A 25,087-nucleotide genomic window follows, 5' to 3' on the forward strand; every position below is an offset into this window, starting at 1 on the left:
CTTCTTTGTATTTTATCTTTATTAACCTGTATTATCCGCCCATCAAATTCATCCCATGAAAAGGAACTTCCAGTGAAAAAAATCCTTGCTGTGATTGCTTTCGCGCTCGTCGCTGTTTGTCTTGTCACACCTAAATTCATCGCCCCTAAATTTCAAGATCAAGTGACGACACTTGTTAATAAAATCAATAAAACTCCAGGTTATATAGCCGATATTGAATCAACTGAATCTTCTTGGTTTGGTTCCACATATGTTATCTCGTTTGGCTTTGACCTTGGTATGTATGAACCAACACTCCAAAATGAAAATATCGAAGTGGAACTTGTGTTAGATGCACAGTACGGCCCGCTTTTATTCTCAAGCCAAGGAGTCATAGGTTTATACGAAGCCAAGCTTAAGATTGCAGGTGATAAACAACGCCATATCCTTACATGGGATGATGCTCAACCTCTGTATCAATTATCTGCCGTTGGTGAGTTTGATGGTGCCATCAAAATAGAAGACACTATTCCTGCTTTTTCAAATACTGAAAAAAACCTAACTTTTAGTGGTTACAATGGCGCAGGAAAGATTACTAGCGACTCATTTTCGTATGAAGGTTTGTTAGCACTAGTAAATGTAGATGACTCTTATCAGCCAGTCAAAGCAGAAAACATCGCACTATCAATGCAAATGGAAGCAGGCTTAGAAACAATACTAAAAGGTGGCTTCTATAATAGTACTTCGGATTTTTCTATTGACTCGCTAACCATCGGAACAGACATTACAGCATCTAACTTGTCTATGTTAATCGAGATGATATTGGATGAAGAAACCCAGCTTGGTACTTTAAAAATGGGCTATCTTGCAGAAGAATTTAATTATAACGAATATAAAATCAGTGATCTTACCTTCATGACTGAGTTGGATAAGTTTAGTAATCTATTCTTTATGGATTTCGCGAGCTTTAATGAAGGACTGGTAGAGCAAAACCTTACCTCTGCAGACTTTATTATGGAACAGTTCGTTTTTCTTCAAGATAATCTTGATGAACTACTTTCTCATCAACCAGAATTTAACATTACCGACTTTAGCGCTTCCTTTCCTGAAGGTAGTTTTAAGGCCAATCTAACAAGTAAACTAGCAGACATTGAAACACCAACATTGGAAGAAATGTTAGTCCCAGAGTTTTGGTTATATTACACCCTAGCCAAGATCAATATTGAAGCTGATGATGCTCTAATTAATAATCTCGCAGAGCGTTTTCTTGCTAATCAAATGCGTACAACCATAGACTCACCTGATGTTAAGCAACAAGCTCAAATTATTATCAACAACTTCGCACAGCAAGGTTTCCTATTCCATGACGGCAACCAATATCGCAGTAAAATCACCATTCAAGATGGGCAAGGAGATATTAATGGACGACCTTTCCCATTAATGTAAAAAATTCATTGGATGGGGGTTTTCACCTCCATCCAATGAATTCATTTTCTATAGCTAGAAAATTGATTAACACCCAGTTTATCTAAAAACTAACTGCTTATCCTTTCATACACTTTATACTTTAAAGCCTGCAACTAGCTTATCTAAGGTTGAAGACAAGTCTCTCAGTGCTTTACTGTTTCCAGATAAATCATTCGCAGTAGTCACACTTGTTTCCACCGAGTTCTGAATACCTGTTACATTTTTAGCCACATCTTCAATCGCCAATAATTGCTGTTCAGTAGCTAACGCAACTTGTTGGTTCGTTTTATTCATTGCATTAACTTGTTGAGCAATACTATTCAAAGATTGCTCTGCAACCTTCATTGAGCCAACACCTTCAACAGCTATTTCTTGGCCAGATTTTGATGCTGTTAATGCTTTTCTAGATTCAGTCTGCAGCTTATCAATCATAACTTGAATTTCGTCTGTTGATTGAGCTGTACGTTTAGCAAGATTACGAACCTCATCGGCCACTACTGCAAAGCCACGACCCTGTTCACCAGCACGTGCAGATTCAATTGCTGCGTTTAAAGCAAGTAAGTTAGTTTGCTCGGAAATATTACGAATCACTTCGAGAATACCACCAATCTGTTCTGAGTTTTGAGCAAGATCTTCGATGATTTTCGCCGTTTTTTCACTCTCTTGAGCTAAGTTTTCTACGGTTCTTTTCGCTGAAGAAACCACATTCAGGCCATCGCTCACTTCCCGCTCTACTTCATTTGCAATATTAGCCGCTTCTGTTGCATTTGCTGAAACTTCTCTTACAGACGCTTCAACCTCATGTATCGCAGAGGCTACCATAGAAGTACGTTCACTTTGCTGCCTAGCGTCGCTCAGCATAATATCGGCTGAACTTAACATTTGTCCGGAGGCTTGGTTTAGTTGGCGACTTGTTTGGGTAACTTGCTTCACTAAATTATGAATAATGCTGACAAACTTATTAAAACCATTACCGATATTAGCTAATTCAACAGGGCCATCATCACGTAATCGATGACTTAAATCACCTTCACCTTCACCAATTTCTTTTAGGTTATTCGCTACCACACTTAATTGCTTAACAAGTGTTGTGCCAATTAAAAAAGCGGCAACAATAGTCACTATACTTAATAACACGCCCATTAAGAGCAATGAACGCCCCATAGATGAAACACCACCAAACACCGCTTCATTTGGAATCTCTGCTACTAATATCCAGCCCATTGCAGGAATATACTGACTCGCTAAAACGGAATTTTCAGACATGACTATGTTTAAGTCGTCTTGTTTCAAAAGCGTTTCACCTACTTTTTTACCGTATAAATCTACTACATTGGTTTTTTCTAACAACTCTTCATCACGATGCACTTTCAATGTGCCATCTTGAGATATTAAATAAACAAAGCCACTACCATTAAAAGTGAAGTTGTTTAGATATTCCGTCATTCGTCCTAGATCCATTCCGAAGCCAGCTAAACCACGACCATTTATATTTTGGTAGTTTACAAACAGACTCACTTCCCCACTGGTCTTACTGCGGTAAACACTTACATTTTGACTGCTAGAGGACTTAGTGAATTTATAAAACCAACCATCTCGTTCAGGATCCATGGTGCGTAAAAAACCATCCTGATTCCAATACTTTGCTGTTTCTCTATCTGCCCAAGAAGCGGTATCTAGACTTAATTGCGTTTTAATATTTTTTAATAATTCAATAACACTTTCTTCACCAGACTCGGAGTAACCATTTTTAGCCCAATCTAGAATTAGTGGGTTATTTGCTAAAATCTCAGCATTAGTTGCTAAGGTTTCAATTTGGTTTTCGACTTCATTTTTCACTTGAGTAAGTTGTGCAGGCAACTCGGTGTTAGTAGTACGATCTAACATCACAGACCTAGCTTGATAAAAACTCAGCACCCCCATAGAAATTGTTGTTATTAAAACAACAATTACGAAGGCGTAAATAAGACGTAATTTTAAAGACACTTGTTTGAATCCCTTTCTTGATGGCTTGGTTTATTAAAGCTCTGAAAATAAATACTGACCTATCGGTCAAAATTGGATTTTAACAGATAACTCCCTTGAATAAATATAAGACTTATTTGAAAAATAAATGTTTTTTAATGTTTCTTAATGTTTTTTTAACACTTTTTCAAAACTGCCATTCCTCTTTTTCCAAACGAGGAATCAAGTGACAGCAAACAGATAAAAAGGTAACAACATGAAAAATATTTCATAACGTCCAAAAAATTAAGTAAAAAATGCACTTAGACGACATAGACTTACAACTACTCAGCTTATTTCAAAGTAATGATAATATTTCAACAGAAGCAATAGCTTACCAAGTTCGGTTATCTAAAACGCCTTGTTGGAGATGTATTCAAAAACTTGAAAAAGCTGGCTTTATTAAACGTCACGTCCTTTGTTAGACGCGGATAAATTAAGGCTTGGCGTATCCGTTTTTGTACAGGTGAAAACCAAAGAAGATCGTAATCTAGAAAATGATGATCTAGGCAGTAAAAACCCAGGCAGTAAAAATAACTATTTAGCGGAAACATTGAAAATTATTCAGCGGCGCTAAGAAGGCCAATACGCAATTCAAAAACAACCTTTTAACACTGAGTTTAATGACCTTAAACGCTTTATATTGGTTCAAGACCTTTTTAAAGAAAAAGACTCTAAAGAATGACAGTAAAGGAAGGTTTAGAGAGCGCTGCCCCAGTGCGCCACAACGGTAACCATCAGGACAGACATTACAGCATCTAACTTGCCTATATTAATCGAGATGACATTGGATGAAGAAACCCAGCTTGGTACTTTAAAAATGGGCTATCTTGCAGAAGAATTTAATTATAACGAATATAAAGTCAGTGATCTTACCTTCATGACTGAGTTGGATAAGTTTAGTAATCTATTCTTTATGGATTTCGCGAGCTTTAATGAAGGACTGGTAGAGCAAAACCTTACCTCTGCAGACTTTATTATGGAACAGTTCGTTTTTCTTCAAGATAATCTTGATGAACTACTTTCTCATCAACCAGAATAACATTACCGACTTTAACGCTTCCTTTCCTGAAGGTAGTTTTAAGGCCAATCTAACAAGTAAACTAACAGACATTGAAACACCAACATTGGAAGAAATGTTAGTCCCAGAGTTTTGGTTATATTACACCCTCGCCAAGATAAATATTGAAGCTGATGACGCTCTAATTAATAATCTTGCAGAGCGTTTTCTTGCTAATCAAATGCGCACAACCATAGACTCACCTGATGTTAAGCAACAAGCTCAAATTATTATAAACTGTTTCGCACAGCAAGGTTTCCTATTTCAGGGCGAGGTAAGATAAACGAAAAATAAGGCGCATCCGAATGGGTGCGCCTTATTTTTTGGGGCTTCAGATATAAGGAATTGTAATAAATCTAGTTTGCAGTAAAGGCATCACCGTTATACTGACTTACATAACAGTCTTTGCCCTTCTCTTTCAGCATTTTACAAAAGTCACTGCTAAAAGATTTGCTTAAAAATGGGCCTACTTTTAATTGATACATAGTGCGGCCATTAACATCTTTCTGGTTCACTAAGGGTTCCAAACCTTTAAAAGATGTTGGGTCTTTTTTGTTCAATACAGCCCAGCCACGAATTGCTTCATCTCGATTAGAATAAGATGCGACCTGAACACCGTATTCATATTTTTTGACATCCGCTACTTTATTTTTCGTAGCTATAGGAGCTTCAGCAATAGAAGCCGCATTAATAGGCTCTTCTGACATATTAGCCATCGGAGCAGTAGCTATAGCATTACCTGCAGTCGTATCGCTTTCTACTAAACCATTTTCAGATGTTGTATTTTCAGATAAAAGAGGTGCAGCAGTAACCATATTTTCCGAAGACATGTTATCAGAAGGTATAGTTTCATCAACTAACATAATGGTTTCATTACTTTCCATAGAGGAAGCCTTGCTGTCCATGTCAGTCATCATGCTATCAGAGTCCGAATCTACCATTTTGTCTTGTTTCAATGCAGCAACTTCGGCCTCTAACGCATCAATTTTATCTAGTCTTTCTTGTACGCTTTGCCATTGTTCATCATGTGAAAGCACTTTGTTCTGCAATTCGTCATAGGTCAAAAAGGTATTTTTTTCACCAGTAGATGAGCAAGCACCTAATGATAGTCCAGCCACAACCAAGACCAGTTTTTGGGATATTTTCATTGTTTAATTCCTTATCTACATCATTAAAGCTTTCACTTACCAGCCTGAAAATAGTAAATGTTGTCCCCATAAAATTAAAGCATAACGCACAGCTTTACCAACTAAAACCAAAGGTAAAAAATACCAAATAGATGTACGCAATATACCTGATACTAAAGCAATCCCATCACCAACAACAGGTAACCAAGTAAATAACAAGCTAAAGACGCCATAGCGATTGAAAAGCTGCTCCGCTTTTTGACGAGTTTCAGCTTGGACTGGAAACCATTTTCTGTCTTCGTAGCGAAGTAAATATAAACCTAGTAACCAATTAGTAAGACTACCTAAGGTATTACCAATACTTGCCCATAACCATAACCAAAACACTGAAAGTGTCGTATCACTCGCATAGTAAAGCAATGCGCCTTCTGATCCTAAAGGCAAAATGGTTGCCGATAAGAAAGATATCAAAAATACAAAACAATAAGTCAACGCATTACTCTCGTCATTTTTTATAAAAATAAGTAACTAATTAATAAAACAATGATTTAGCTCATATATTTCGGCTAGGCAGTATTTCAGAAAACATTTAACCTTCTTCTAGGAATATATTGGGTTAAGGATCGACTTACTAGCCCATATTGACTAGCCCGAATTTACTAATCCACACTATTCGTCAAAAAACAAATCAAACCTAACGGAGAGTACATGCTGGACCGCATCAATGACATAAAGATTCGTTATAAGTTATGGGCAATTATAGGGCTAATGTCCATGGGCACTGCCGCGCTTATTCTAGTATCGCTTACGTCTCTATTTAACAGTCATGTAGAAGCGAGAAAAGATCGAACACAAGACATATTAGACATTGCTCATTCACTATTCTCGCCGATTTACGAACATCAACAATCTGGCATATTGACGCTAGAGCAAGCCAAACAAGAAGCCCTTACACTATTATCTGAACTCCATTATGGCGATAAACAAAGCCTTTGGATTTTAGACTCGGGTAATAATGCTCTCCTCAATTCGCCATCTTCCTATAACAACACCACACCACCAAACTCTCTTATTCAAGCACTTAAAGAAGCTAAACTTGTCCCCTCTTCTGATTCCACATACCTAACAATTGAATTCGAATATGACGATGAAAATAAAGCTAGTCATCATATGATCGCCAGTGCGACACGTTTTACGCAATGGAATATGACAATAGTTGCAACCACTCCGATGGACGCTGTGGTGAGTTTTTTCTTAAATGCCTTAGTGGACTATGCCATTTTAGTGAGTGTCTTAACCGTGCTCGTTGGTGGAACAGCACTTTATATTATCCATTTGGTGACAAGCAGAGTGACGTCTCTCTGTAAAACCATGACATCAGTACAGCACTCTGGTGACTTAACTCAACGTGTTGAATTTTCAGGGTTGGACGAAATGGGCGAAATGGCTCATGCATTTAATAGCATGATGAATGATTTCCAATCTATCGTACGCAATGTCAGCCACTCCAGCGAAACCTTAGACAGCATTGTTGATCAAACAAACAATGCTACGAATAAAACAGTACAAGGCGTAGAAAAACAACTTTCTAACGTCAATCAAGCAACCACGCTAATGCAAAGTGTGATGACCTCAGTCGAAAGTACATTAGCAATTGCTGAGCAAGCAAATAATACGGCTCAGGAACTTGGACAGCATTCAAAGCAAGGTCTTGGTGTAATGGGTAAAGCCAATCAAGACATCCAACAACTTTCTCATGAAGTTGGTGATGCTGCTGTACAAATTCAACAACTTCGTCAAGACGTTTCTCACATTAATGAGCGCTTGGGCATTATTGCAGAAGTGGCAGACCAAACGAATCTATTAGCCTTAAATGCTGCTATTGAAGCGGCCCGTGCTGGCGAGCAAGGTCGTGGGTTCGCCGTTGTGGCAGATGAAGTCCGACACCTTGCTCAGCGATCTCAATTGGCTGCTACAGAGATAGGTGGCTTGATCGAACAATTAACTCAACAAACATTAACCACTGTAGATGTCATGGAATTGGCTCGTAATACGGCAAACCAAGGGGCAGAACAAACGTCTCAAGCTGGCCAAGCATTTTCAGATATCGCCAATGGCGTATTATCAATTTCTGAATTAAACAGCAATATTAGTCAATCAGCAGATAGACAGTACGAATCATCTCAAACTGTCCATAAAACACTCGAAAATATTGCAGAGATTTGCGAAGAAACCGATCATAATTCGACGCAAATTCAAACGTCGGTGGATAACCTTCAAAAATGCGCTAGTCAACTTCGTCAATTGGTTCATCAATTTAGTACTTAACCTAAATAAGCGGACCTCTAGCCCCTCCAAAGCAGTACAGGATGTTACCCTACTGCTTATTAATCTCTATCCCATCCTATTTTTCTAGCTTTAAACGACACCAGCGTAAAGTCTCTAATTTAAAGGCATGTGACTCAAATATCATTTTACGACATGAATTCATTGCTTAACCTAATTAATGCTGGGGTATAGTGGTTTTTAGTTCCATTCACACATATAGTTTATAAAGATCACAAACTATATGTGTGAATTTGGGTATAACAGTTGCGTTTTATAAAGGATCGAACATGGCGTCTGATACACAAGATAAGCTAGATTCTCTTTATCAACATATTCAAGCGGTAATATTATCCCGACAGCATCCAGTGACCGGGCTCTTTCCTGCGAGTACCAGCATTAACAATCATGGTAATTACACTGATGCTTGGGTACGTGATAATGTCTACAGTATCCAGGCAGTTTGGGCCCTGCATCTAGCTTATAAACGTGCATCAAACCCTCATAAACGTGCTCACGAACTTGAGTTTGCCTGTATAAAAATGATGCGCGGTTTATTGTTTGCCATGATGCGACAATCCCACAAAGTTGAAGCCTTTAAACACAGTCTGGATCCCAAAGACGCCCTCCACGCAAAGTACGATACCAAAACAGGACTAGAAGCTGTTGCAGATGATGCTTGGGGCCATTTACAAATTGATGCCACCAGCTTTTATTTATTGATGCTCGCTCAAATGACTAAAGCAGGTAGTAAGCTAATCTTTTCACGGGATGAATTTAACTTTATACAAAATCTCATTTATTACATTTCACGTACTTATCGCACACCAGATTATGGCATTTGGGAACGTGGAAATAAGGTCAATAATGGCAAGGCCGAAATAAATGCCAGTTCAGTTGGTATGGCAAAAGCTGCTATGGAAGGCATGGACGGATTAAACCTATTTGGGGAGGATGGTCCAGAGTGGGCTGTTGTCCATTCTTTCGCTGATGCGGTTTCTCGCGCTGGCTCTGTACTGCAATCCTTGTTACCAAAAGAATCCCGATCTAAAGAAGTAGACAGTGCAGTTCTCAGTATTATTGGCTTTCCGGCTTTTGCTGTAAATGACGAAGCTCTGACAACACGAACTCGCAAAGAAATTATTAGTAAGCTCGGTGGGGAATATGGTTGTAAACGTTTTTTATTAGATGGCCACCAATCCGAACTGGAAGACCAAAGTCGAATTTATTATGAATATGACGAGTTGATCAACTTCGAACATATTGAATCTGAATGGCCACTTTTTTTCACCTACCTTTATATTGATCGCTTATTCGCTAGAGACTGGGAAAATGCCAATTTTTATCGCCATAAACTAGAGTCTTTGATGGTTGAAAAAGACGGGGAAATGCTACTACCTGAACTCTATTATGTGCCACAAGAAAGTATTTTGGCAGAGAAAGAAAAGCCTGGCTCTCAAAAACGCCTTCCTAATGACAACCTGCCCTTAGTCTGGGCTCAAAGTCTATACTTGGTTGGTAAGATGCTAGATGAAGAGCTAATTAAAACGGATGATCTTGATCCATTAGGTTTACATCGTATTCAACACAGGCCGAACCAAGTCACCACTTCTATGGTTATCTTGGCACAAAACGACAAGGTAAAACAAAAGTTACTGGATGCAGGCTGTTTATGCCAAACACTGGAAGACATTGCGCCACTTAAAGCAATTAGTGCAGATCAGTTAGTGGAAACCTATCGTCATCTTGGTGCATCGGAATCATTGGGGTTAACTGGTCGTCCTAATCGAGCATTAAACAGCTTAGCCACATCTCAGGCATTTAGTATCAATGATGAACACTACCTGTGCTTATCTTGGATTCAGAACGAAGACAAAGATTATCGCAAAATTGATCCATCTCTTTTTCAAGCTCACATTCGTAACGAATTAAAGCACATCGCTGATCATTGGTACTACCAAGCCAATGCCGTATTTAGTATTTTAATCGACGAAGCGATGAGTGATATGAAAGGCTCTGATGAATTGTTTGAGTTTATTCGTTTGCTACAAAAACGTGAACATGAAGAATTTCGAGTTATTCCCCAATCCGCTAAAAATTCATTTAAGTCAGGTAATCGACGATCCATTATTATTCGTCCACAAAACTATAAGCTAGAAACAAAACTACCGATTCATGATACGCCTTGGCCTTTATCTATGGAGCCAAAAGAATACAATGCCCAAGCTATTAAAAACTCAGATACAAACACCCTTTTAGCCCAACTATGTAAACAACCGGATTTCAATGAGGCTGTAGATTGTTTAATGGAATTAGGTGCTCGCCGCGCCTTAACCAATACCATCCCAGACTCTGTACCAGCAGTGACGGCCTATAAAGTATTAAATAGCGTCTATTATCAAGCGTTATTAGATGAAAACTGGCGCTCTGCACGCTTGCTGTATTCTTTAATTTTAACTCCATCGACCGACCTTGCCACCTATATTGCTGATATCACAGTACGCCAGCGCTTACTGGTGATTGGGGAAACGCCAGATACAGAAGTTGATATCAGTACTCCATTACACCAAGACGTTATTTTAGAAATGCTAAGAAGCGTATCGTCATCACCAATTGGATTAGTCATTTGTCATGAATTAATCGCTATTGCCGGTACTTTGATTAAAGTACGACCAGATTTTTTTCCGGTATCCGCACCATTCGTATTCATAATTTGGCGTTACTCTGTGCTCGACAGTTTGATCCTGAAGAAAGTCAGCCGGTATTTGATACATTGGCCAAGGTATCTCCAAGTAAACTATATGAAGCACTCACACAAGCGTTACAACAAAAACACGATGAGTTCACTCATGTTGCAAACAATATGCGTTACCATAACAGCACAGACTCGCAAAGTAAGATGAAAGATGTAGATTGGTTTGATTGGCGATCTGAACAAGGCATGATTACTAAATTACCTGAATCTATGCTGCTACAACTTTGGGAAAGCTTAAGCCATGCGAACACCATTGTATTTGGGGATGTACAAAGTAACACGGCGCTAGATTGCAAACGTGCTTTGAATTCAATGACACCGGGGGAAGATACATTCGCCCTTTTGATTGAGTCATTAACATCAGATATTCACCCAAGCTGGTACAAAAGTCTCATTTTTGAAGGTTTATATGCTTTTATCCAGTTCTGCCAACAACACAAAAATTGCAAATTTGACCAAGAAATTAACTTACCAGTACTTGTTTCACAGGCCGCATTAGACCATACACAACAACATCAAGTGAAACACCCTGAAGACAGTTGGGCTGAAGCTGCACTGGATGAGTTCGCGCAAATCACGCCTAATAAAGTGAACCAATATTTACGCTGGGCTGTAAGCAAACTACACAGCCATCAATACCAGCATTCGTCGAGTCAACCATCATCAAATTAATATGCTTATTGAATTAAGACTCACTCAGCCGGAGAAGTGAATGAATTTAATCAAAAACGCCCTAATAGACGACGTTATGAACACTCGCTGTTCAGACCCGTTTGGCTGTTTAGGATTGCAAGAATCACCATCCAAAAAAGGTTTATCTTTAGTTGTTTGGCAACCTGAAGCCGTATCTATTCGAGTATTAGCAATAGATTCAAGTTCTGTTTTGTCAAAGATGACAACAACTCAAACTAAGGGTTTATTTTATGCAGAGTGGCCAAAAGATAAAACACCTTTTCATTACCGTCTTGAAGTTACCTATTCCGATGGCAACAGTCACACTATTGTCGATCCCTATCAATTTCCGAACACTACCTTTGTTGATCCTCAACACCATCAAGCAAGCCTATACAAGAGCCAAGGTGCAATTCGTACTGGAGCTAAGATCAATGACGAATTAACCATCCATGGAACGCGTTTTGCAGTTTATGCCCCCGCAGCACGATCCGTGTCTGTGGTCGGTGACTTCAACTCATGGGATGGTCGAACACACCCAATGTCCAGTAATGGTGATGGCATTTGGCGACTATTCATACCTGATGTTAATCATGGTGCTCGTTATAAATTCGAAATTCGATCTGCCGGTGGAGAAATACTTCCTCATCGAAGTGATCCTTATGCACAGCGTATAGAGCAGTTTCCATCTTTTGCTAGCGTGACTTGCTTCGATGACAAACACGTATGGAAAGATGAAAGCTGGACCAACCGAAAAGTTGAAGATCTCTATGAAAACCCCATGAGCATTTATGAGTTACACATAGGTTCTTGGCGTCGTAAATCAGATAATCAACCACTTACATTTCTCGAAATAAAAGATCAGCTCGTCCCCTATGTTGTTGAAATGGGTTACACCCATGTAGAGCTTTTACCAGTAACAGAATACCCATTTGATGGCTCTTGGGGTTATCAACCAGTTGGCTTATACGCAGTCACTTCTCGATTCGGTACACCAGAAAATTTTAAGGCTCTAGTCGATGCTCTTCATCAGGCAAACATTGGTGTCATTATGGACTGGGTGCCTGCACATTTTCCAGCTGATAGTCACGGTTTAGGTAATTTTGACGGTACCAAACAGTATGAATATTCTGATCCGAAAAAAGGTTGGCACCCTGAATGGAACTCACTAATTTATGATTTTGGTAAAGAGCACGTTGTTAATTATCTGATCAGTAACGCAGTTTATTGGTTGGAAGAATTTCATATTGATGGCCTACGAGTGGATGCCGTTGCTTCCATGTTGTATCTCGATTACGCACGAGAAGAAGGCGAGTGGGTACCAAACCAAGACGGTGGCAACCATAACTATGAAGCCATTGATTTTTTACGCAGACTCAATGAAACCGTATATTTAAATCACCCACGTTGTTTCACTGTTGCAGAAGAGTCTACTGCTTTTCCAGGAGTTTCTAAACCCACCTATATGAATGGCTTAGGATTTGGTTTTAAGTGGAATATGGGCTGGATGAACGACTCTTTAGCCTATATGAAACGAGATCCAATCTATCGACAACATCATCAAGGCGAACTCAGCTTTAGCATGGTATATGCCTTCGACGAGCAATTCGTTTTACCGATTTCTCATGATGAAGTTGTCCATGGTAAAGGTTCGTTAATCGGTAAAATGCCCGGTGATACCTGGCAGAAATTTGCGAACTTACGGGCTTTTTCTGCTTATATGTATTTCCACCCTGGTAAAAAACTTAATTTCATGGGCAATGAATTTGCACAAGGACAAGAATGGAGTCACCAGCGCTCTTTAGATTGGCATTTATTAGACATCAATTTCCACAAGTCACAACATGATTTATCAAAGGATCTTAATCACCTTTATAAAAATGAAAAAAGCTTGCACTTCGATCACTCTCATCAGGGGTTTGAATGGATCAGCTACGATGATAGTGCCAATAGCATTTTAGCCTTTGCTCGAAAAGCTAAAGGTAGTGAAGAACACACCATCGCGGTTATTAACTTTACACCTACACCACATGAGAGTTATCGAATTGGTGTTCCTCGAACAGGACATTATGAATTAATAATGAATACGGATGATCCAAAATATACGGGCAGCAACTATACTGAAACTAAAGAATATCTGACCCAAAATATCAGTAGTCATGGTCGAGAGCAAAGTATTGAGTTACAAATACCACCTCTTTGTGGTGTTTTATTAAAATGGGCAAAGTTTAAAGCCTAAACAAAATAAACAGCCAACAACTAGAGGTTTTCATGAATCCAGCACACCAAGTTTCCAAAGGTACTAACTTTCCTCTTGGTGCAACGATAACAGACAATGGCGTTAATTTTGCTATTGCTTCTGAAGACGCTACACAGCTGTATTTATGCTTGTTTGATAAGGAGGGTAATGAGCAAGCCAAACTGCCTTTCAGAAGTAAGTACCAAGGTATTTGGTATATGGAAGTATTAGGTATCACAGAAGGTCAGCTCTATGGTTTACGAGCTTCTGGCGACTTCAATCCAGCCAAACAGCAAATGTTTAACGAACATAAGTTATTAATCGATCCCTATGCTCGAGATCTCACTTCCAAGCTTGCATGGCATCAAGACCAATCAGCTATGACAGAAAAAGGACAAGTAAGCATCACAGATTCGGCTTTCTGTGTGCCAAAGTCCATTGTTCGCCGTGTCAATGCAAACTCAAATCGTCCAGCAAGAAATAAAGTAACGCCTTCAAATCGTGTTCTATACGAATTGCATGTAAAAGGCTTTAGTCAAAATCTACCAATCGATAACGAATTGAAAGGTACATATCTCGGTGTTATTTCTGCAGCTGGCATAAATCATTTAAAACACCTCAATATCACCACGATTCAATTAATGCCCTGTTTTAGTTTTATGACAGAACGTCATTTACAACAACTAGAACTCAATAATTATTGGGGTTACAACCCTACAAGCTTCTTCGTACCAGAACCCTCTTATGCTCAAAAAGATGCCATTGTGGAATTTCAAGAAATGATCGATGGTTTACGAGAAGCTGGGTTCGAAGTTATCCTCGATGTGGTGTACAACCACACAGCAGAAAGCGAACTAGACCAATCTAGCATCTGCTTTCGAGGTTTAGACAATGCTCGTTACTATCGACATCAAAATGGGCAATATTTGAATTACACAGGTTGTGGGAACTGTATTGATACTTACCAGAAGAATAGCATTCGCTTAATTTGTGACAGTATGCGCTATTGGGTAGAAATCATGGGCGTTGACGGTTTTCGTTTTGACTTAGGTGTGGACCTTGGACGAACCGATCATGACTTCACACCAAACGCGCCGCTCTTACAGGCTATTCTTCAAGATCCAATATTAAATGAAACCTGTCTAGTTATGGAGCCTTGGGACATAGGTCCAAACGGCTATCAAGTTGGGCATTTTCCAGTCGGTTTTCTAGAATGCAATGACAAGTACCGTGATACTGTTCGTCGCTTTTGGCGTGGAGATGCAGGCTCAGTTCCTGAGTTCGCCACTCGATTCATGGGATCAAGAGATTGCTTCCACAAAGGCCATAAAAGTGCACTAAATTCTGTTAACTATATTACCTATCATGATGGCTACACCTTGCATGACTTGGTGTCTTATCACCAACGTCACAATCTGGCGAACATGGAAAACAACCGTGATGGACATGGAGACAATATTAGTCAGAATTTTGGCCAAGAAGGTGAAACAGACAATACAGATATTCAAGAAAAGCGACTTAATCAACAATTATGTTTTATAGCAACACTCCTATTAAGCCAGGGAACTCCCCATATTTTAGGTGGTGATGAGTTATCTCATTCACAAAAAGGCAACAACAACGCTTACTGCCAAGACAATCAACTAACTTGGCTGGACTGGCAAGAGAGTAAAGCGAGGTCAGCACTACAAGACGTGATAGCAAAGCTCACCTCATTACGTAAAGCCTATCCAATATTGGCAGAGATGCATTTAGAGGATGATCCACTTTATCAATACACTTCCCCAGATCACATCCAATGGCTTAATGAGCGAAGCACACCAATGACATATAACGATTGGTCAGACTCAAATCGCCATTACATTGCGTTAACCCTTACTACAGCTGATTTAGCGACGCGCTTCTGGATCATCTTTTATAATCAAGATACGCCGTTAGAGATTCCTTTCCCATCGGATACCTCCTCAGTAGAAGTCTTATACCATACACCCAGTTTCTCACTTTCTAACTCTTCACTCTCTTGTACTTATCGTGGCGTATTTATTGGCATAATTTAATTTACAAAAATCGTTAAAAAACACTTTAATGGATTGTTTTAAATCCCATACGAAAGCCACCCCAATGTTTTCCATTAACATAAATAGGTACCGACAAATCATGTAAAATTTCACCTGTATCACGCTTATAAGTTTGCAATAGAAAACTATCGGTATGAGAACCACATCGCCCTCCTGTTGGATCATTAAAGATTCGCTTAGTTCGATTATTAATCAAATCTTTCTCATAATCACCGCTCAAAGGCTGACTGAATTTTTTGTTATGGGTTGGAAAATAACCATTAATATCGACAGCACCCGCAAACATAACCTCTTCATGTTGTTCTAAAACAGCTTCTTGAATCGCAGGAAAAAAGCGATCACTGAAGTCATCATATGCTGTGCTAAATTTTTGTGGGTTAGTTTGACTGATCGGACGATAGTCAGTTGAAAATACATCTTCTTGCGTCAGTTCGCCTTTTTCAATTGCCTCTTCAAATAATTTTCCTATATCATTAGCACAAGACTTTGCCCGACTCACTAATTCAGAAAAAAACAACGATTTATCAACTTTATCCAATTCTCTGAATACAATTTCAGCTCCATTGCTCAAACTAGATGCTTCCGTAGACAAAAGATCACTGCGCTGTGAAATGTCTTGTAATGATGAGCTAATACGGGATATTGAACCATTAATCTGAGTACTGGTTGCACCTAATGCTTCACCCGCACTTTCTACTTCAGACAAAACCATAGAGGCGTTTTGTACTTCTTCAGTTAATGATATAAAGCGTTGGGTTTCACCTAAAAGGGTACTGGAAAGGGATTCAGTCAACTCTTTCAAAGAAGACATTTCATTATTTGTTAATTCACTATTACGACGCACATCAGCTAACAAGTTCGATATTTGCTCAGAAGCGTCCGCACTCTTACCAGCCAATGAACGCACTTCATCAGCAACAACAGCAAAGCCTCGGCCTTGTTCTCCTGCACGAGCCGCCTCAATTGCAGCGTTAAGAGCAAGTAAGTTGGTCTGTTCAGAAACCGCTTTAATGACATCGGTAATACTATCTATGTCATCTGCACTTTTGGTTAATAAAGCAAGCTGCTCGCTGGCCATCTGAACCTTTTTTGTTAACTCGTTTATCTGGTTTGCACTTTGAGTGAGGGCATCTTGTGCCGTTCGACTCGATTGCGCCGTACCGTTCATAGTATGGGCTAATTGCCCTAAATTATTAGATAGAGCTAAACCAGTATCTGAAAGGGTTTCTACTGCCTGAGTGATTTGCTCTGTATCATCATGAGTTAAGTGTATGTCTTTACTTAACGTATCAACAAAATAAGAAACCTCTGCTGCCCCCATAGCCATTTTTGAGGTCGCATCAGTGACAGTTTTACTCATATCAGAGTATAAAGAGGCCTGCTCTTGTTCTGTTATCGAAGCAGATTTTTGTAACGACTGTGTTTTACGAGGAAAGTTTAATAGCATTAAGAATATACTTAATAATGAGCCTATAACAACATAAGGCAACGACATAGCATTCAAAAAATAGCCGCAAATAAACAGCGTAAATATAGCTAAAACACTGCAAAACTGGAAATACAACATCATATATCCCTTCCCTTTTAATTGTTATTTTTTCTAGTGTTTAACGCAGGCTATAGAAGGTCAATGTAAAACAAGAAACCTACGACTAAAGTAGTACCTATAATTGAAATACTTCAATCCATATAAAAGCCCACGAGCACTAGGTTAAAAACAAAAAAACGCCTCTTTAAAGTCATCAATAAACATCACCATTAAACAACTTAAAATAAAGTAAAAAAGCTTAACTTTAAGTAACTTAAAAATTACATTTAGTATTTCTTTCAATCCCATGGTATAAGTAAATAGATATTAGATTTATTTAAGACGTAAATAATCAGGTAATATTTTGACAGATGTAACTCTTCGCAGCACGGAAAGCAATGAGATTCACCAAGAATTCATCGACATTTCAAACAAACGTGTTTTGATTATCGAAGACATTGGTGAAATGCGCATCATGCTAAAATCTTTTATGATGTCTTTAGGTTACTCTAACATTGATGTTGAATCATCTGGCCAGTTTGCCATTAAACGTATTTTAGAAAAGCACTATGATGTCGTGTTATCCGATTACAATCTCGGTGGTAGCATTGATGGGCAACAGATATTAGAAACGGCTCGAAAGAACTATTCCCAAGATCATTCTACTATTTTCATTATGGTTACTGCAGATACAGCCTATGAAAGCGTTGTTAATGTTTTGGAATACCAACCGGATAGTTACATAGTTAAACCCTTCCCTCCTGCTGCTTTTTTTAGAAGATTCGAGCGAGTACAAAAACAGAAAAAGATTTTTGAAGGTATTAACACCGCTCGAAAAAAATAACTATGAGTTAATGGAAGCTCAAGCAAAAGCGGTTATGGCACAACACCCTAACTTTGCTAGCCAATGCTTAAAAGTTATAGGTGAATCACTCTATGCTCGCGGCCGGTATAAAGACGCCAAAAGCCATTACATGTTAATTATTCAAAAAAATAAGAACCTAGCCTGGGCTCATTTTGGTATTGCTTTATGTGAGCTAAAACTTGGCACTATTGCTGCAGCAATCAAAAAATTAGAAGACACTATTAATTTAAGCCGCCATTTTCTATCTGCCTATGACTTACTTGCGGATGCTCAGGAAAGCTTAGGAAATTTAGAAGCCGCGCAAACCGCCATGATAAAAGTTATTGAAGTATCACCTCGAGCAACGGAACGATCTGTACGTCTTGCGCAAATAAGTATGGCTATGAAAGATTGGGCAACCGCTGAACATGCCTATTCTCGTGTGATTCGCTTAACTCGTGAAACGACATTTGAAAAAGTGGAATACTATTACGATTTTTTAAAGTGCATCACACATTTGATGGAATCGGGTGAGGACAGCGCTAAACTAGCAGATAAATTTAAACGAACATTAATACGTTTACGTACCTTCGGAAAAACAAACCCTGCTGCTATTTCCAACTCTTTTCGTATTGAAATTCAACAATACCTCACTCGTGAACACATGGGTGAGGCGATCAAATCTTGGAAACAGTGGAACCGTCTTATTGAATCTGGACAAGCTTCCCCCTAAGTGAAGCTCAAACATACACATTAAAAAAACGTCTTGGATTAAAATAAATCAAGACACTAAATTAAGTAAAACTCACACACGTCGCTTTTTCTAATTAAATCAGAGCCTTGATTAGCAACCCCCTACTTTTTTCACAATAGAATGGCTTTCAAGTTATATCCTCATCATCTAAAAAAACATATAAAAAAAGAATAAATTAAGAAAACTAATCATACAAATACCACACAAGTTATTATAGTATTTAGGCGCAAAATTTTTGAATCTAGTCAAAAGGAAGTGACTGTGAAAAAATTACAAGCCCCTGCGCAAAAAACGGATTTAGCATTATCAAACACTTTAAATGATACTCACAAACGTGTACTTATCATTGAAGATATGAATGAAATGCGCTCTATGCTCAAATCACTTATAGCCTCTTTGGGTTATACAAAAATAGATGTTGAACCTTCTGGACAAGCTGCTATAAAACGTATCTTAAGCACTCGTTACGATATTGTGCTTTCTGATTACAACTTGGGTGGTGGTATTAATGGACAACAAATATTAGAAGTCACACGCAAAACCTATGCCCTAGATCACTCTACAATTTTCATTATGATTACGGCTGATACAGCTTATGAAAATGTCGTTAGTATTTTAGAATATCAACCTGATAGTTATCTTGTTAAACCTTTCACACCTGCCGCTTTTAAACGTAGATTTGAACGAGTTCAAAAACAAAAATTAGTTTTTGATGGCGTTAATCAATGTCGTAAAAAAGATGACTTCGTTAATATGGAGTCACAAGCTAGAAAAATAATGATTCAGTATCCTAATTTTAATAACTTATGTTTGAAGGTTATTGGAGAATCCTTGTTTGCTCGAAAATGTTATGAAGAAGCCAAAAATCACTATATTTTAGTAACACAAAGCTATAAGCATTTCGCTTGGGCACATTATGGTGTTGCATTATGTGAAATGAAGCTAGGCCATATCTCCAACGCTATTGAAAAACTTCAATACACAATTCAGCTGAGCCGTCATTTTTTATCCGCCTATGATCTTTTGGCTGAAGCCCAAGAGCAATTTGGAGACTTAGAAGCAGCACAGTCTACAATAATGAAAGCAATTGAAGTTTCTCCTTATTCAGTAGAAAGATCAAAAAAACTTGGGGATTTGAGTCAACGAATTAAAGACTGGAAAAATGCAGAAAGAGCATACTCACGAGTAATCCGCCTAACCCGTGATACAAGTGAAGAAAAAATAGATCATTATTATAGCTACCTAAAAACCATTACCAATTTGACAGAAAGTGGTGAAAACTCGCCTATCTTAGTGGATAAATTTAGGCGATCTGTCACCCGACTACGAATTCTAGGACAAGGAAATCCTATTGTTGTTTCCAACTCATACCGTGCAGAAGTACAACAATACCTCACTAGAAACCATCAAGGTGAGGCGATTAAATCCTGGAAACAATGGAATCGCCAAATTGAAAAGGGATACGCATCACCAATAAAAGCACCGCAAATAAAGGTTATTAAAAAACGTCTCGGCTTGCTATAAAGGCCCTTCATCGTTATCTTCATCGTTTGATTTTCTGTCTCTAGTGCTAATGTAGCTTTATAGCACTAGAGACAAGGGTAACTAAAAGGTTCAAATCATGTTTTCAAACAACGACATTCAAAAAGCAGATAAAGCCATTCCATCGGCCAGTCTAGCTTTCTCATTTCTTATACCTGACGCTATTTTAGATGCCGTTGAATCAACAGGTCTTTGGAGCGACTCCCGTATTTATCCTTTAAACAGCTATGAGAATAGAGTCTATCAAGTTGGTATTGAAGACAGTACGCCAGTTATTGCTAAGTTTTACCGTCCGGAACGTTGGAACGAAGCGCAAATTATTGAAGAGCACACAACATTATTGAAACTAAAAGCGAATGGTGTACCAGTTGTTGCACCATTGGAGTTTGAAGGAAAAAGCCTTTTTTGTCACAAAGGAATCTATTTTTGTCTATCACCACGATTGATAGGTCAACATCCTGAAGCGGATAACTTAGACGAGCTATATCAACTTGGTGAACTTATTGGCCAAGTCCATCAACAAATGTCAACTATACCTTTTGCTCATCGCACCAGTGTATCGCCCTTATCTCAAATAGACGAAGCGGCAAAGCTAATTTTATCGAACTCCTTCTTACCAGAAAAACTTAAACCTATTTATAAAAAGCAAATCGCTAAATTACGCCAAATGAGCGAAGCACGGACTCAAATATATTGGCCTACACAATTACGTCCTGTACATGGTGATAGTCATCGAAGCAATTTGATGTTACACGAAGGTCAGTTCCATTTATTAGATTTTGACGATTGCCAAAATGGTGTTGCTGTACAAGATCTATGGCTTCATCTGACTCAAACTGAAAACCCAAAGCAACAACTTAGCGAACTCCTCGAAGGTTATGAAGCCTATTTGCCCTTCGATACGAGAGAACTTGGTTTAATTGATGTATTCAAAAGTGTGCGAGTTATTAATTACGCGGCTTGGCTACAAAGCCGCTGGAGCGACCCTGCGTTTGTAAAAGCCTTTCCATGGTTTGGAAGTGAAGATTACTGGTTAAACCACTTAAACGAATTGAAAAATTGTGAATTGGAATGGGGTAATATTTCTTAATCATGTCATTAGAAAAATCACTCAAGAATACATTTGGATTTGGAGACTTTCGTGAAGGCCAAAAACAAACTATTGAACAGCTTTTGTCTGGCCACTCTTCTCTTGCGGTCTTTCCCACCGGATCAGGCAAGTCATTATGCTATCAATTTACCGCTACTCAATTACCTCATTTAACCTTAGTTATCTCACCACTCATTGCGTTAATGCATGATCAATTACAATTCATTCGATCCAAAGGTATTTCTGCGGCTAGCTTGGATTCAAGTCAGACTAAGGAGGAAAGCCAAGCCGTCATGCTTGGTGTGCAAAACGGATCCATCAAGATATTAATGATCTCAGTAGAACGTTTCAAAAACGAACGTTTTCGTCGCTTTATCAAGCAAATTCCTATTTCCATGTTAGTTGTGGACGAAGCTCATTGTATTTCTGAATGGGGACACAATTTTCGACCAGATTATTTAAAGCTACCTCATTATCAACAGGAACTCGCCATTCCGTTAGTGTTGCTTTTGACCGCAACCGCAACCCGTCGAGTACAACGGGACATGGCAAAAAAATTCGCCATACACCCAGAGCACATTATCCAAACCGGTTTTTATCGTCACAATTTAGACATTGATCTTATTCAAACGGAAGGCCGTCATAAATTCCAGCAGCTAAAAACTGTGCTCGATGAAACAGAAGGCGCGAGCATTGTTTACGTCACTCAGCAAAAGACTGCCGAGGAAATCGCCACCGCATTACAATCAGAAGGCTATTCGGCACAGGCTTATCATGCAGGGCTGGGGAACGATATTCGCAGTGACATCCAAGCCAAATTTATGGACAGCAAAACTCGCATCATAGTCGCAACGATTGCTTTTGGTATGGGAATAGATAAATCCGATATTCGCCTTGTGGTTCACTTTGATTTACCTAAATCCATCGAAAACTACAGTCAAGAGATTGGCCGCGCAGGACGAGATAACCAGCCAAGCAGATGTGTGCTACTGGCCAGTTTAGAAGGTTTACATACCTTAGAAAATTTCGTTTATGGCGATACGCCCGAATCACACGATATAGACACACTGTTAAGAAATATTACCGAACAAACAGTTCAACAAGCGAATGGTGTGCAAGAATGGGAAACACAACTTTATGGATTATCAAACCAAACAAATATTCGTTCTTTGCCATTAAAAACCTTACTCGTCCAACTAGAGTTGTTAGGTGCAATTACCCCGAAATACAGCTATTACGCTGATGTTCGACTTAAATGGGAAGGCGATAGAATCGCTTTTTCTCATCAAATCCCGGAACAGTGGCAACAAGCTTACCAAGCCATATTAAAAGGCATTCAATATAAGAAAATTTGGGGGACGCCAGATTTTGATAAACTTTTTAATGAAATGGGCCTTTCGAGAAGTGATGTTTTGCAGGTATTGGAGTTTGTAGCTGACCACAACATTTTAACCTTGGAAAGCAAAGGGTTAACAGAAGTTTATCAGGTCAATCCAGAGGAGTTTCATCATCAAATATTAGCAAACCAATTACATAAATATGTGAATGAAAAGCAAACAACTGAAATAGATAGAATAGCGACCATGATTCGATTCTTTCAATTAGATAGATGCTTAAATAATAATTTGGCACGCTATTTTGGTGACCAAAATGCACCTAAAAATTGCGGTCATTGTTCTGTTTGTCGTGGCAAGCCACTTATTTTTTTAGAGGATAAACAATCTAATGCCTGGCAAGATAACCTTGTTTACTATGTAAAAGAGTTTGTACAACATATACAAAGTAAAAGCCCAAACACAGATATTACACCAGTGTTAATCACACGCTTTTTAACCGGTTTAACCCAACCTATTTTTACTAAAATAAAAGCTCGACAACTAAGCGGGTTTGCAATTTATGAAGAGCAAGCCTATCAAGCAGTACTAAAAGCAGTTACTCCGCTTATTTCTCATTAACATCTGTTTCAATAAAGTCTGATGAAGGTTCAACTGGTTCGCTCTCTGTAGAGTCTAAATATGCGCTCACTTCGATAAGGTTATTATCTGGATCGTTAAAATACACAGACTCAATTAGGCCTTGAGCACCAGATTTAGTAACAGGGCCTTCCAGAATAGATACATTACATTCTTTTAGATGATCAATTAGATCATCCATCGACCAGTTCGTAATTAGACAAAAATCACCTGAGCCTTCCATAGCGTGATTCCGAAGCTCTTCACCTAGCAACTGAAAGTTAATTTTCTGCTGACCAAACCTCACTGCCTTTCGCCCTTCACCAAAGGTAATCTCTTCCATATGCAGTACGGTTTCATAAAAAGACACCGCCCTGTCTATATTTGCCACAGTCAATACAATGTGGTCAAAATGACTAATCATAGCGCCCTGTCTCCATCTTATAAGCCATTAAAGAATAGATGACATGCTACGAATGATTCGCAAGAAAAACAAGCTTTGAAAACACCTTATTAATCAACTCACTTCTAATATTTAATACAAATCTCAAGCCATATATTAAGTCTAAAAAAACAAGAAAATTTACTCTGAATTGCAATCAATATTAGTTTTTTTCGCTAACGACTGAAGTTCAAATTTTCCGTCAATCAAGCTTTGTTTTTGTCGACGATTCAGCTTCTTTACACGATATTCCAACGATAAAGCATCACCTTTCGAACCGACACACTCTTGCCACATTAATTCTAATGGACCTTTACCTTTTAGATAACGAGCTCCTCTTTTACTGTCTCCTGAGTGCTCTTTGAAACGACGTTCAACATCAATACTAATTCCAGTATAAAGAGTATTCATACGGGTTTTAATCATATAAATACTCCACTGTTTTTTTGACGTTATCGGTATGGTCTCACTATCTGTCATTTCAAGTCCCGCCATTACGCTTATACTCCCCAGTCAAACACAGCCATCTTATGCTATGAAGTTAAGTCTTTATAAACGCGATCCATCCGCCTTACTCTCTGAATTTAGGAGTAACATTCTTATCAACATCCAATTTAACCACTTACAATCATAAGCAAGGTCGATGCCGTCGCAACGCCCATGCCTATATTGAAGCATCGCTGCTGCTTAGTACTTGTTAGCCAACGACGAATACTGCCTCCTAACCACGCCCAAAGAGAAATCGTTGGTGCATTTACACAGGCAAAAATCAACAACATCCACAAACCAGACTGGACATACAAGTCGCCTTGTATGGTGAATGTACCTACACTACTGATCGCCATCATCCACGCTTTTGGATTAATAAACTGAAACAGAGAGGCTTGCCACCAACGCATAGGCCTTGCTTTTTCAGCCGAGTCTGTCGATAAGCCATTAACAGGCGCATTGGCAATTTTCCACGCCAGCCACAATAAATAACTACCACCGACCCATTTAAGTACGATATACAAAGGCGGAAATAAAATAAATATTGCCCCTAATCCCAAAAGAGAAGACGATATAAGAGCCGCCATACCAATGCCAATTCCTATAATATGAGGCAAGGAGCGACGAAAGCCGAATTGTGCACCAGACGCCAACAACATAATGTTATTTGGTCCCGGTGTAACAGACATAACGAATGAAAACATCGCCAGGGCAACGAAGAAAGACAGCTCTATCATAGT

General features: G+C 38.8%; 21 protein-coding genes and 1 pseudogene. 15 read left to right on the top strand and 7 right to left on the bottom strand.

Features of this window, described 5'->3' with window-relative positions; translation table 11 throughout:
* The first annotated feature begins 72 nt into the window (after positions 1-72).
* The gene (locus AC0L3Y_RS17710) at positions 73-1,425 is read left to right on the top strand and encodes a YdgA family protein (RefSeq protein WP_473467079.1); all 1,353 of its coding nucleotides are present in this window, start codon (positions 73-75) and stop codon (positions 1,423-1,425) included.
* Between the two features lie 114 nt (positions 1,426-1,539).
* Here AC0L3Y_RS17710 and AC0L3Y_RS17715 read toward each other — a convergent pair whose 3' ends face one another.
* On the bottom strand, positions 1,540-3,432 hold the full coding sequence (locus tag AC0L3Y_RS17715) for a methyl-accepting chemotaxis protein (protein ID WP_473467081.1): 1,893 nt from the start codon (positions 3,430-3,432) through the stop codon (positions 1,540-1,542).
* A 275-nt stretch (positions 3,433-3,707) separates the two neighbouring features.
* Between AC0L3Y_RS17715 and AC0L3Y_RS17720 the strand changes: the two genes are divergently transcribed.
* From AC0L3Y_RS17720 to AC0L3Y_RS17735, 4 genes are all read left to right on the top strand, one after another.
* Positions 3,708-3,875, top strand: a complete 168-nt coding sequence (locus tag AC0L3Y_RS17720) for an Lrp/AsnC family transcriptional regulator (RefSeq protein ID WP_473467084.1) — start codon at positions 3,708-3,710, stop codon at positions 3,873-3,875.
* Positions 3,869-4,027 carry a hypothetical protein gene (locus tag AC0L3Y_RS17725; RefSeq protein ID WP_473467087.1) on the top strand — a complete coding sequence of 53 codons (159 nt, stop codon included), beginning with the start codon at positions 3,869-3,871 and terminating at the stop codon, positions 4,025-4,027. The genes AC0L3Y_RS17720 and AC0L3Y_RS17725 overlap by 7 nt, the downstream gene beginning before the upstream one ends.
* A gap of 186 nt (positions 4,028-4,213) precedes the next feature.
* The gene (locus AC0L3Y_RS17730) at positions 4,214-4,492 is read left to right on the top strand and encodes a hypothetical protein (protein WP_473467088.1); all 279 of its coding nucleotides are present in this window, start codon (positions 4,214-4,216) and stop codon (positions 4,490-4,492) included.
* Positions 4,464-4,793 carry a hypothetical protein gene (locus AC0L3Y_RS17735; protein ID WP_473467090.1) on the top strand — a complete coding sequence of 110 codons (330 nt, stop codon included), beginning with the start codon at positions 4,464-4,466 and terminating at the stop codon, positions 4,791-4,793. Before AC0L3Y_RS17730 ends, AC0L3Y_RS17735 begins: the two co-directional genes overlap by 29 nt.
* Positions 4,794-4,866: 73 nt before the next feature.
* Here the strand turns inward: AC0L3Y_RS17735 and AC0L3Y_RS17740 are convergent, their stop codons facing one another.
* On the bottom strand, positions 4,867-5,658 hold the full coding sequence (locus tag AC0L3Y_RS17740) for an SPOR domain-containing protein (protein ID WP_473467093.1): 792 nt from the start codon (positions 5,656-5,658) through the stop codon (positions 4,867-4,869).
* A gap of 36 nt (positions 5,659-5,694) precedes the next feature.
* A complete protein-coding gene (locus AC0L3Y_RS17745) occupies positions 5,695-6,081 on the bottom strand; it encodes a YqaA family protein (protein ID WP_473467095.1) in 387 nt (128 codons plus the stop codon).
* 264 nt (positions 6,082-6,345) lie between these two features.
* On the opposite strand from AC0L3Y_RS17745, the gene AC0L3Y_RS17750 reads away from it, so the two are divergent.
* The 5 genes and pseudogenes from AC0L3Y_RS17750 (at position 6,346) to glgX (ending at position 15,685) form a co-directional block, all read left to right on the top strand.
* Positions 6,346-7,965, top strand: a complete 1,620-nt coding sequence (locus AC0L3Y_RS17750) for a methyl-accepting chemotaxis protein (protein ID WP_473467099.1) — start codon at positions 6,346-6,348, stop codon at positions 7,963-7,965.
* A gap of 287 nt (positions 7,966-8,252) precedes the next feature.
* On the top strand, positions 8,253-10,865 hold the full coding sequence (locus AC0L3Y_RS17755; protein ID WP_473467102.1) for a glycoside hydrolase family 15 protein: 2,613 nt from the start codon (positions 8,253-8,255) through the stop codon (positions 10,863-10,865).
* Positions 10,784-11,389, top strand: a pseudogene (locus AC0L3Y_RS17760) (glycoside hydrolase family 15 protein); the annotation flags it as partial. The gene AC0L3Y_RS17755 and the pseudogene AC0L3Y_RS17760, both read left to right, overlap by 82 nt.
* 40 nt (positions 11,390-11,429) lie before the next feature.
* A complete protein-coding gene (gene glgB / locus AC0L3Y_RS17765; protein ID WP_473467104.1) occupies positions 11,430-13,628 on the top strand; it encodes a 1,4-alpha-glucan branching protein GlgB in 2,199 nt (732 codons plus the stop codon).
* Positions 13,629-13,660: 32 nt separating this feature from the next.
* A complete protein-coding gene (glgX, locus tag AC0L3Y_RS17770; RefSeq protein WP_473467107.1) occupies positions 13,661-15,685 on the top strand; it encodes a glycogen debranching protein GlgX in 2,025 nt (674 codons plus the stop codon).
* A gap of 25 nt (positions 15,686-15,710) precedes the next feature.
* On the opposite strand, the gene AC0L3Y_RS17775 is transcribed toward glgX, so the two are convergent.
* Positions 15,711-17,276 carry a methyl-accepting chemotaxis protein gene (locus AC0L3Y_RS17775; RefSeq protein WP_473467109.1) on the bottom strand — a complete coding sequence of 522 codons (1,566 nt, stop codon included), beginning with the start codon at positions 17,274-17,276 and terminating at the stop codon, positions 15,711-15,713.
* A gap of 322 nt (positions 17,277-17,598) precedes the next feature.
* Between AC0L3Y_RS17775 and AC0L3Y_RS17780 the strand changes: the two genes are divergently transcribed.
* The 5 genes from AC0L3Y_RS17780 (at position 17,599) to AC0L3Y_RS17800 (ending at position 23,419) form a co-directional block, all read left to right on the top strand.
* On the top strand, positions 17,599-18,078 hold the full coding sequence (locus tag AC0L3Y_RS17780) for a response regulator (protein WP_473467112.1): 480 nt from the start codon (positions 17,599-17,601) through the stop codon (positions 18,076-18,078).
* The gene (locus AC0L3Y_RS17785; RefSeq protein ID WP_473467115.1) at positions 18,047-18,811 is read left to right on the top strand and encodes a hypothetical protein; all 765 of its coding nucleotides are present in this window, start codon (positions 18,047-18,049) and stop codon (positions 18,809-18,811) included. Before AC0L3Y_RS17780 ends, AC0L3Y_RS17785 begins: the two co-directional genes overlap by 32 nt.
* Before the next feature lie 282 nt (positions 18,812-19,093).
* Complete coding sequence (locus AC0L3Y_RS17790) at positions 19,094-20,356, top strand: response regulator (protein ID WP_473467117.1); 1,263 nt, start codon at positions 19,094-19,096, stop codon at positions 20,354-20,356.
* A 97-nt stretch (positions 20,357-20,453) separates the two neighbouring features.
* A complete protein-coding gene (locus tag AC0L3Y_RS17795) occupies positions 20,454-21,464 on the top strand; it encodes a serine/threonine protein kinase (protein WP_473467119.1) in 1,011 nt (336 codons plus the stop codon).
* Positions 21,465-21,466: 2 nt separating this feature from the next.
* Positions 21,467-23,419, top strand: coding sequence for a RecQ family ATP-dependent DNA helicase (locus AC0L3Y_RS17800; protein WP_473467121.1), 1,953 nt, complete (start codon positions 21,467-21,469; stop codon positions 23,417-23,419).
* Here AC0L3Y_RS17800 and AC0L3Y_RS17805 read toward each other — a convergent pair.
* The 3 genes from AC0L3Y_RS17805 to AC0L3Y_RS17815 all read right to left on the bottom strand — a co-directional run bounded on the left by AC0L3Y_RS17805 (position 23,406) and on the right by AC0L3Y_RS17815 (position 25,084).
* The gene (locus AC0L3Y_RS17805; protein WP_473467124.1) at positions 23,406-23,840 is read right to left on the bottom strand and encodes a VOC family protein; all 435 of its coding nucleotides are present in this window, start codon (positions 23,838-23,840) and stop codon (positions 23,406-23,408) included. The two genes, AC0L3Y_RS17800 and AC0L3Y_RS17805, sit on opposite strands and share 14 nt — an antisense overlap.
* Before the next feature lie 159 nt (positions 23,841-23,999).
* Entirely contained in the window at positions 24,000-24,353 is a 354-nt protein-coding gene (locus AC0L3Y_RS17810; protein ID WP_473467126.1) for a GIY-YIG nuclease family protein, read from the bottom strand.
* Positions 24,354-24,472: 119 nt separating this feature from the next.
* Complete coding sequence (locus tag AC0L3Y_RS17815; protein WP_473467130.1) at positions 24,473-25,084, bottom strand: LysE family translocator; 612 nt, start codon at positions 25,082-25,084, stop codon at positions 24,473-24,475.
* Positions 25,085-25,087: the final 3 nt, after the last annotated feature.

The organism is Marinomonas sp. GJ51-14 (genome assembly GCF_055808695.1).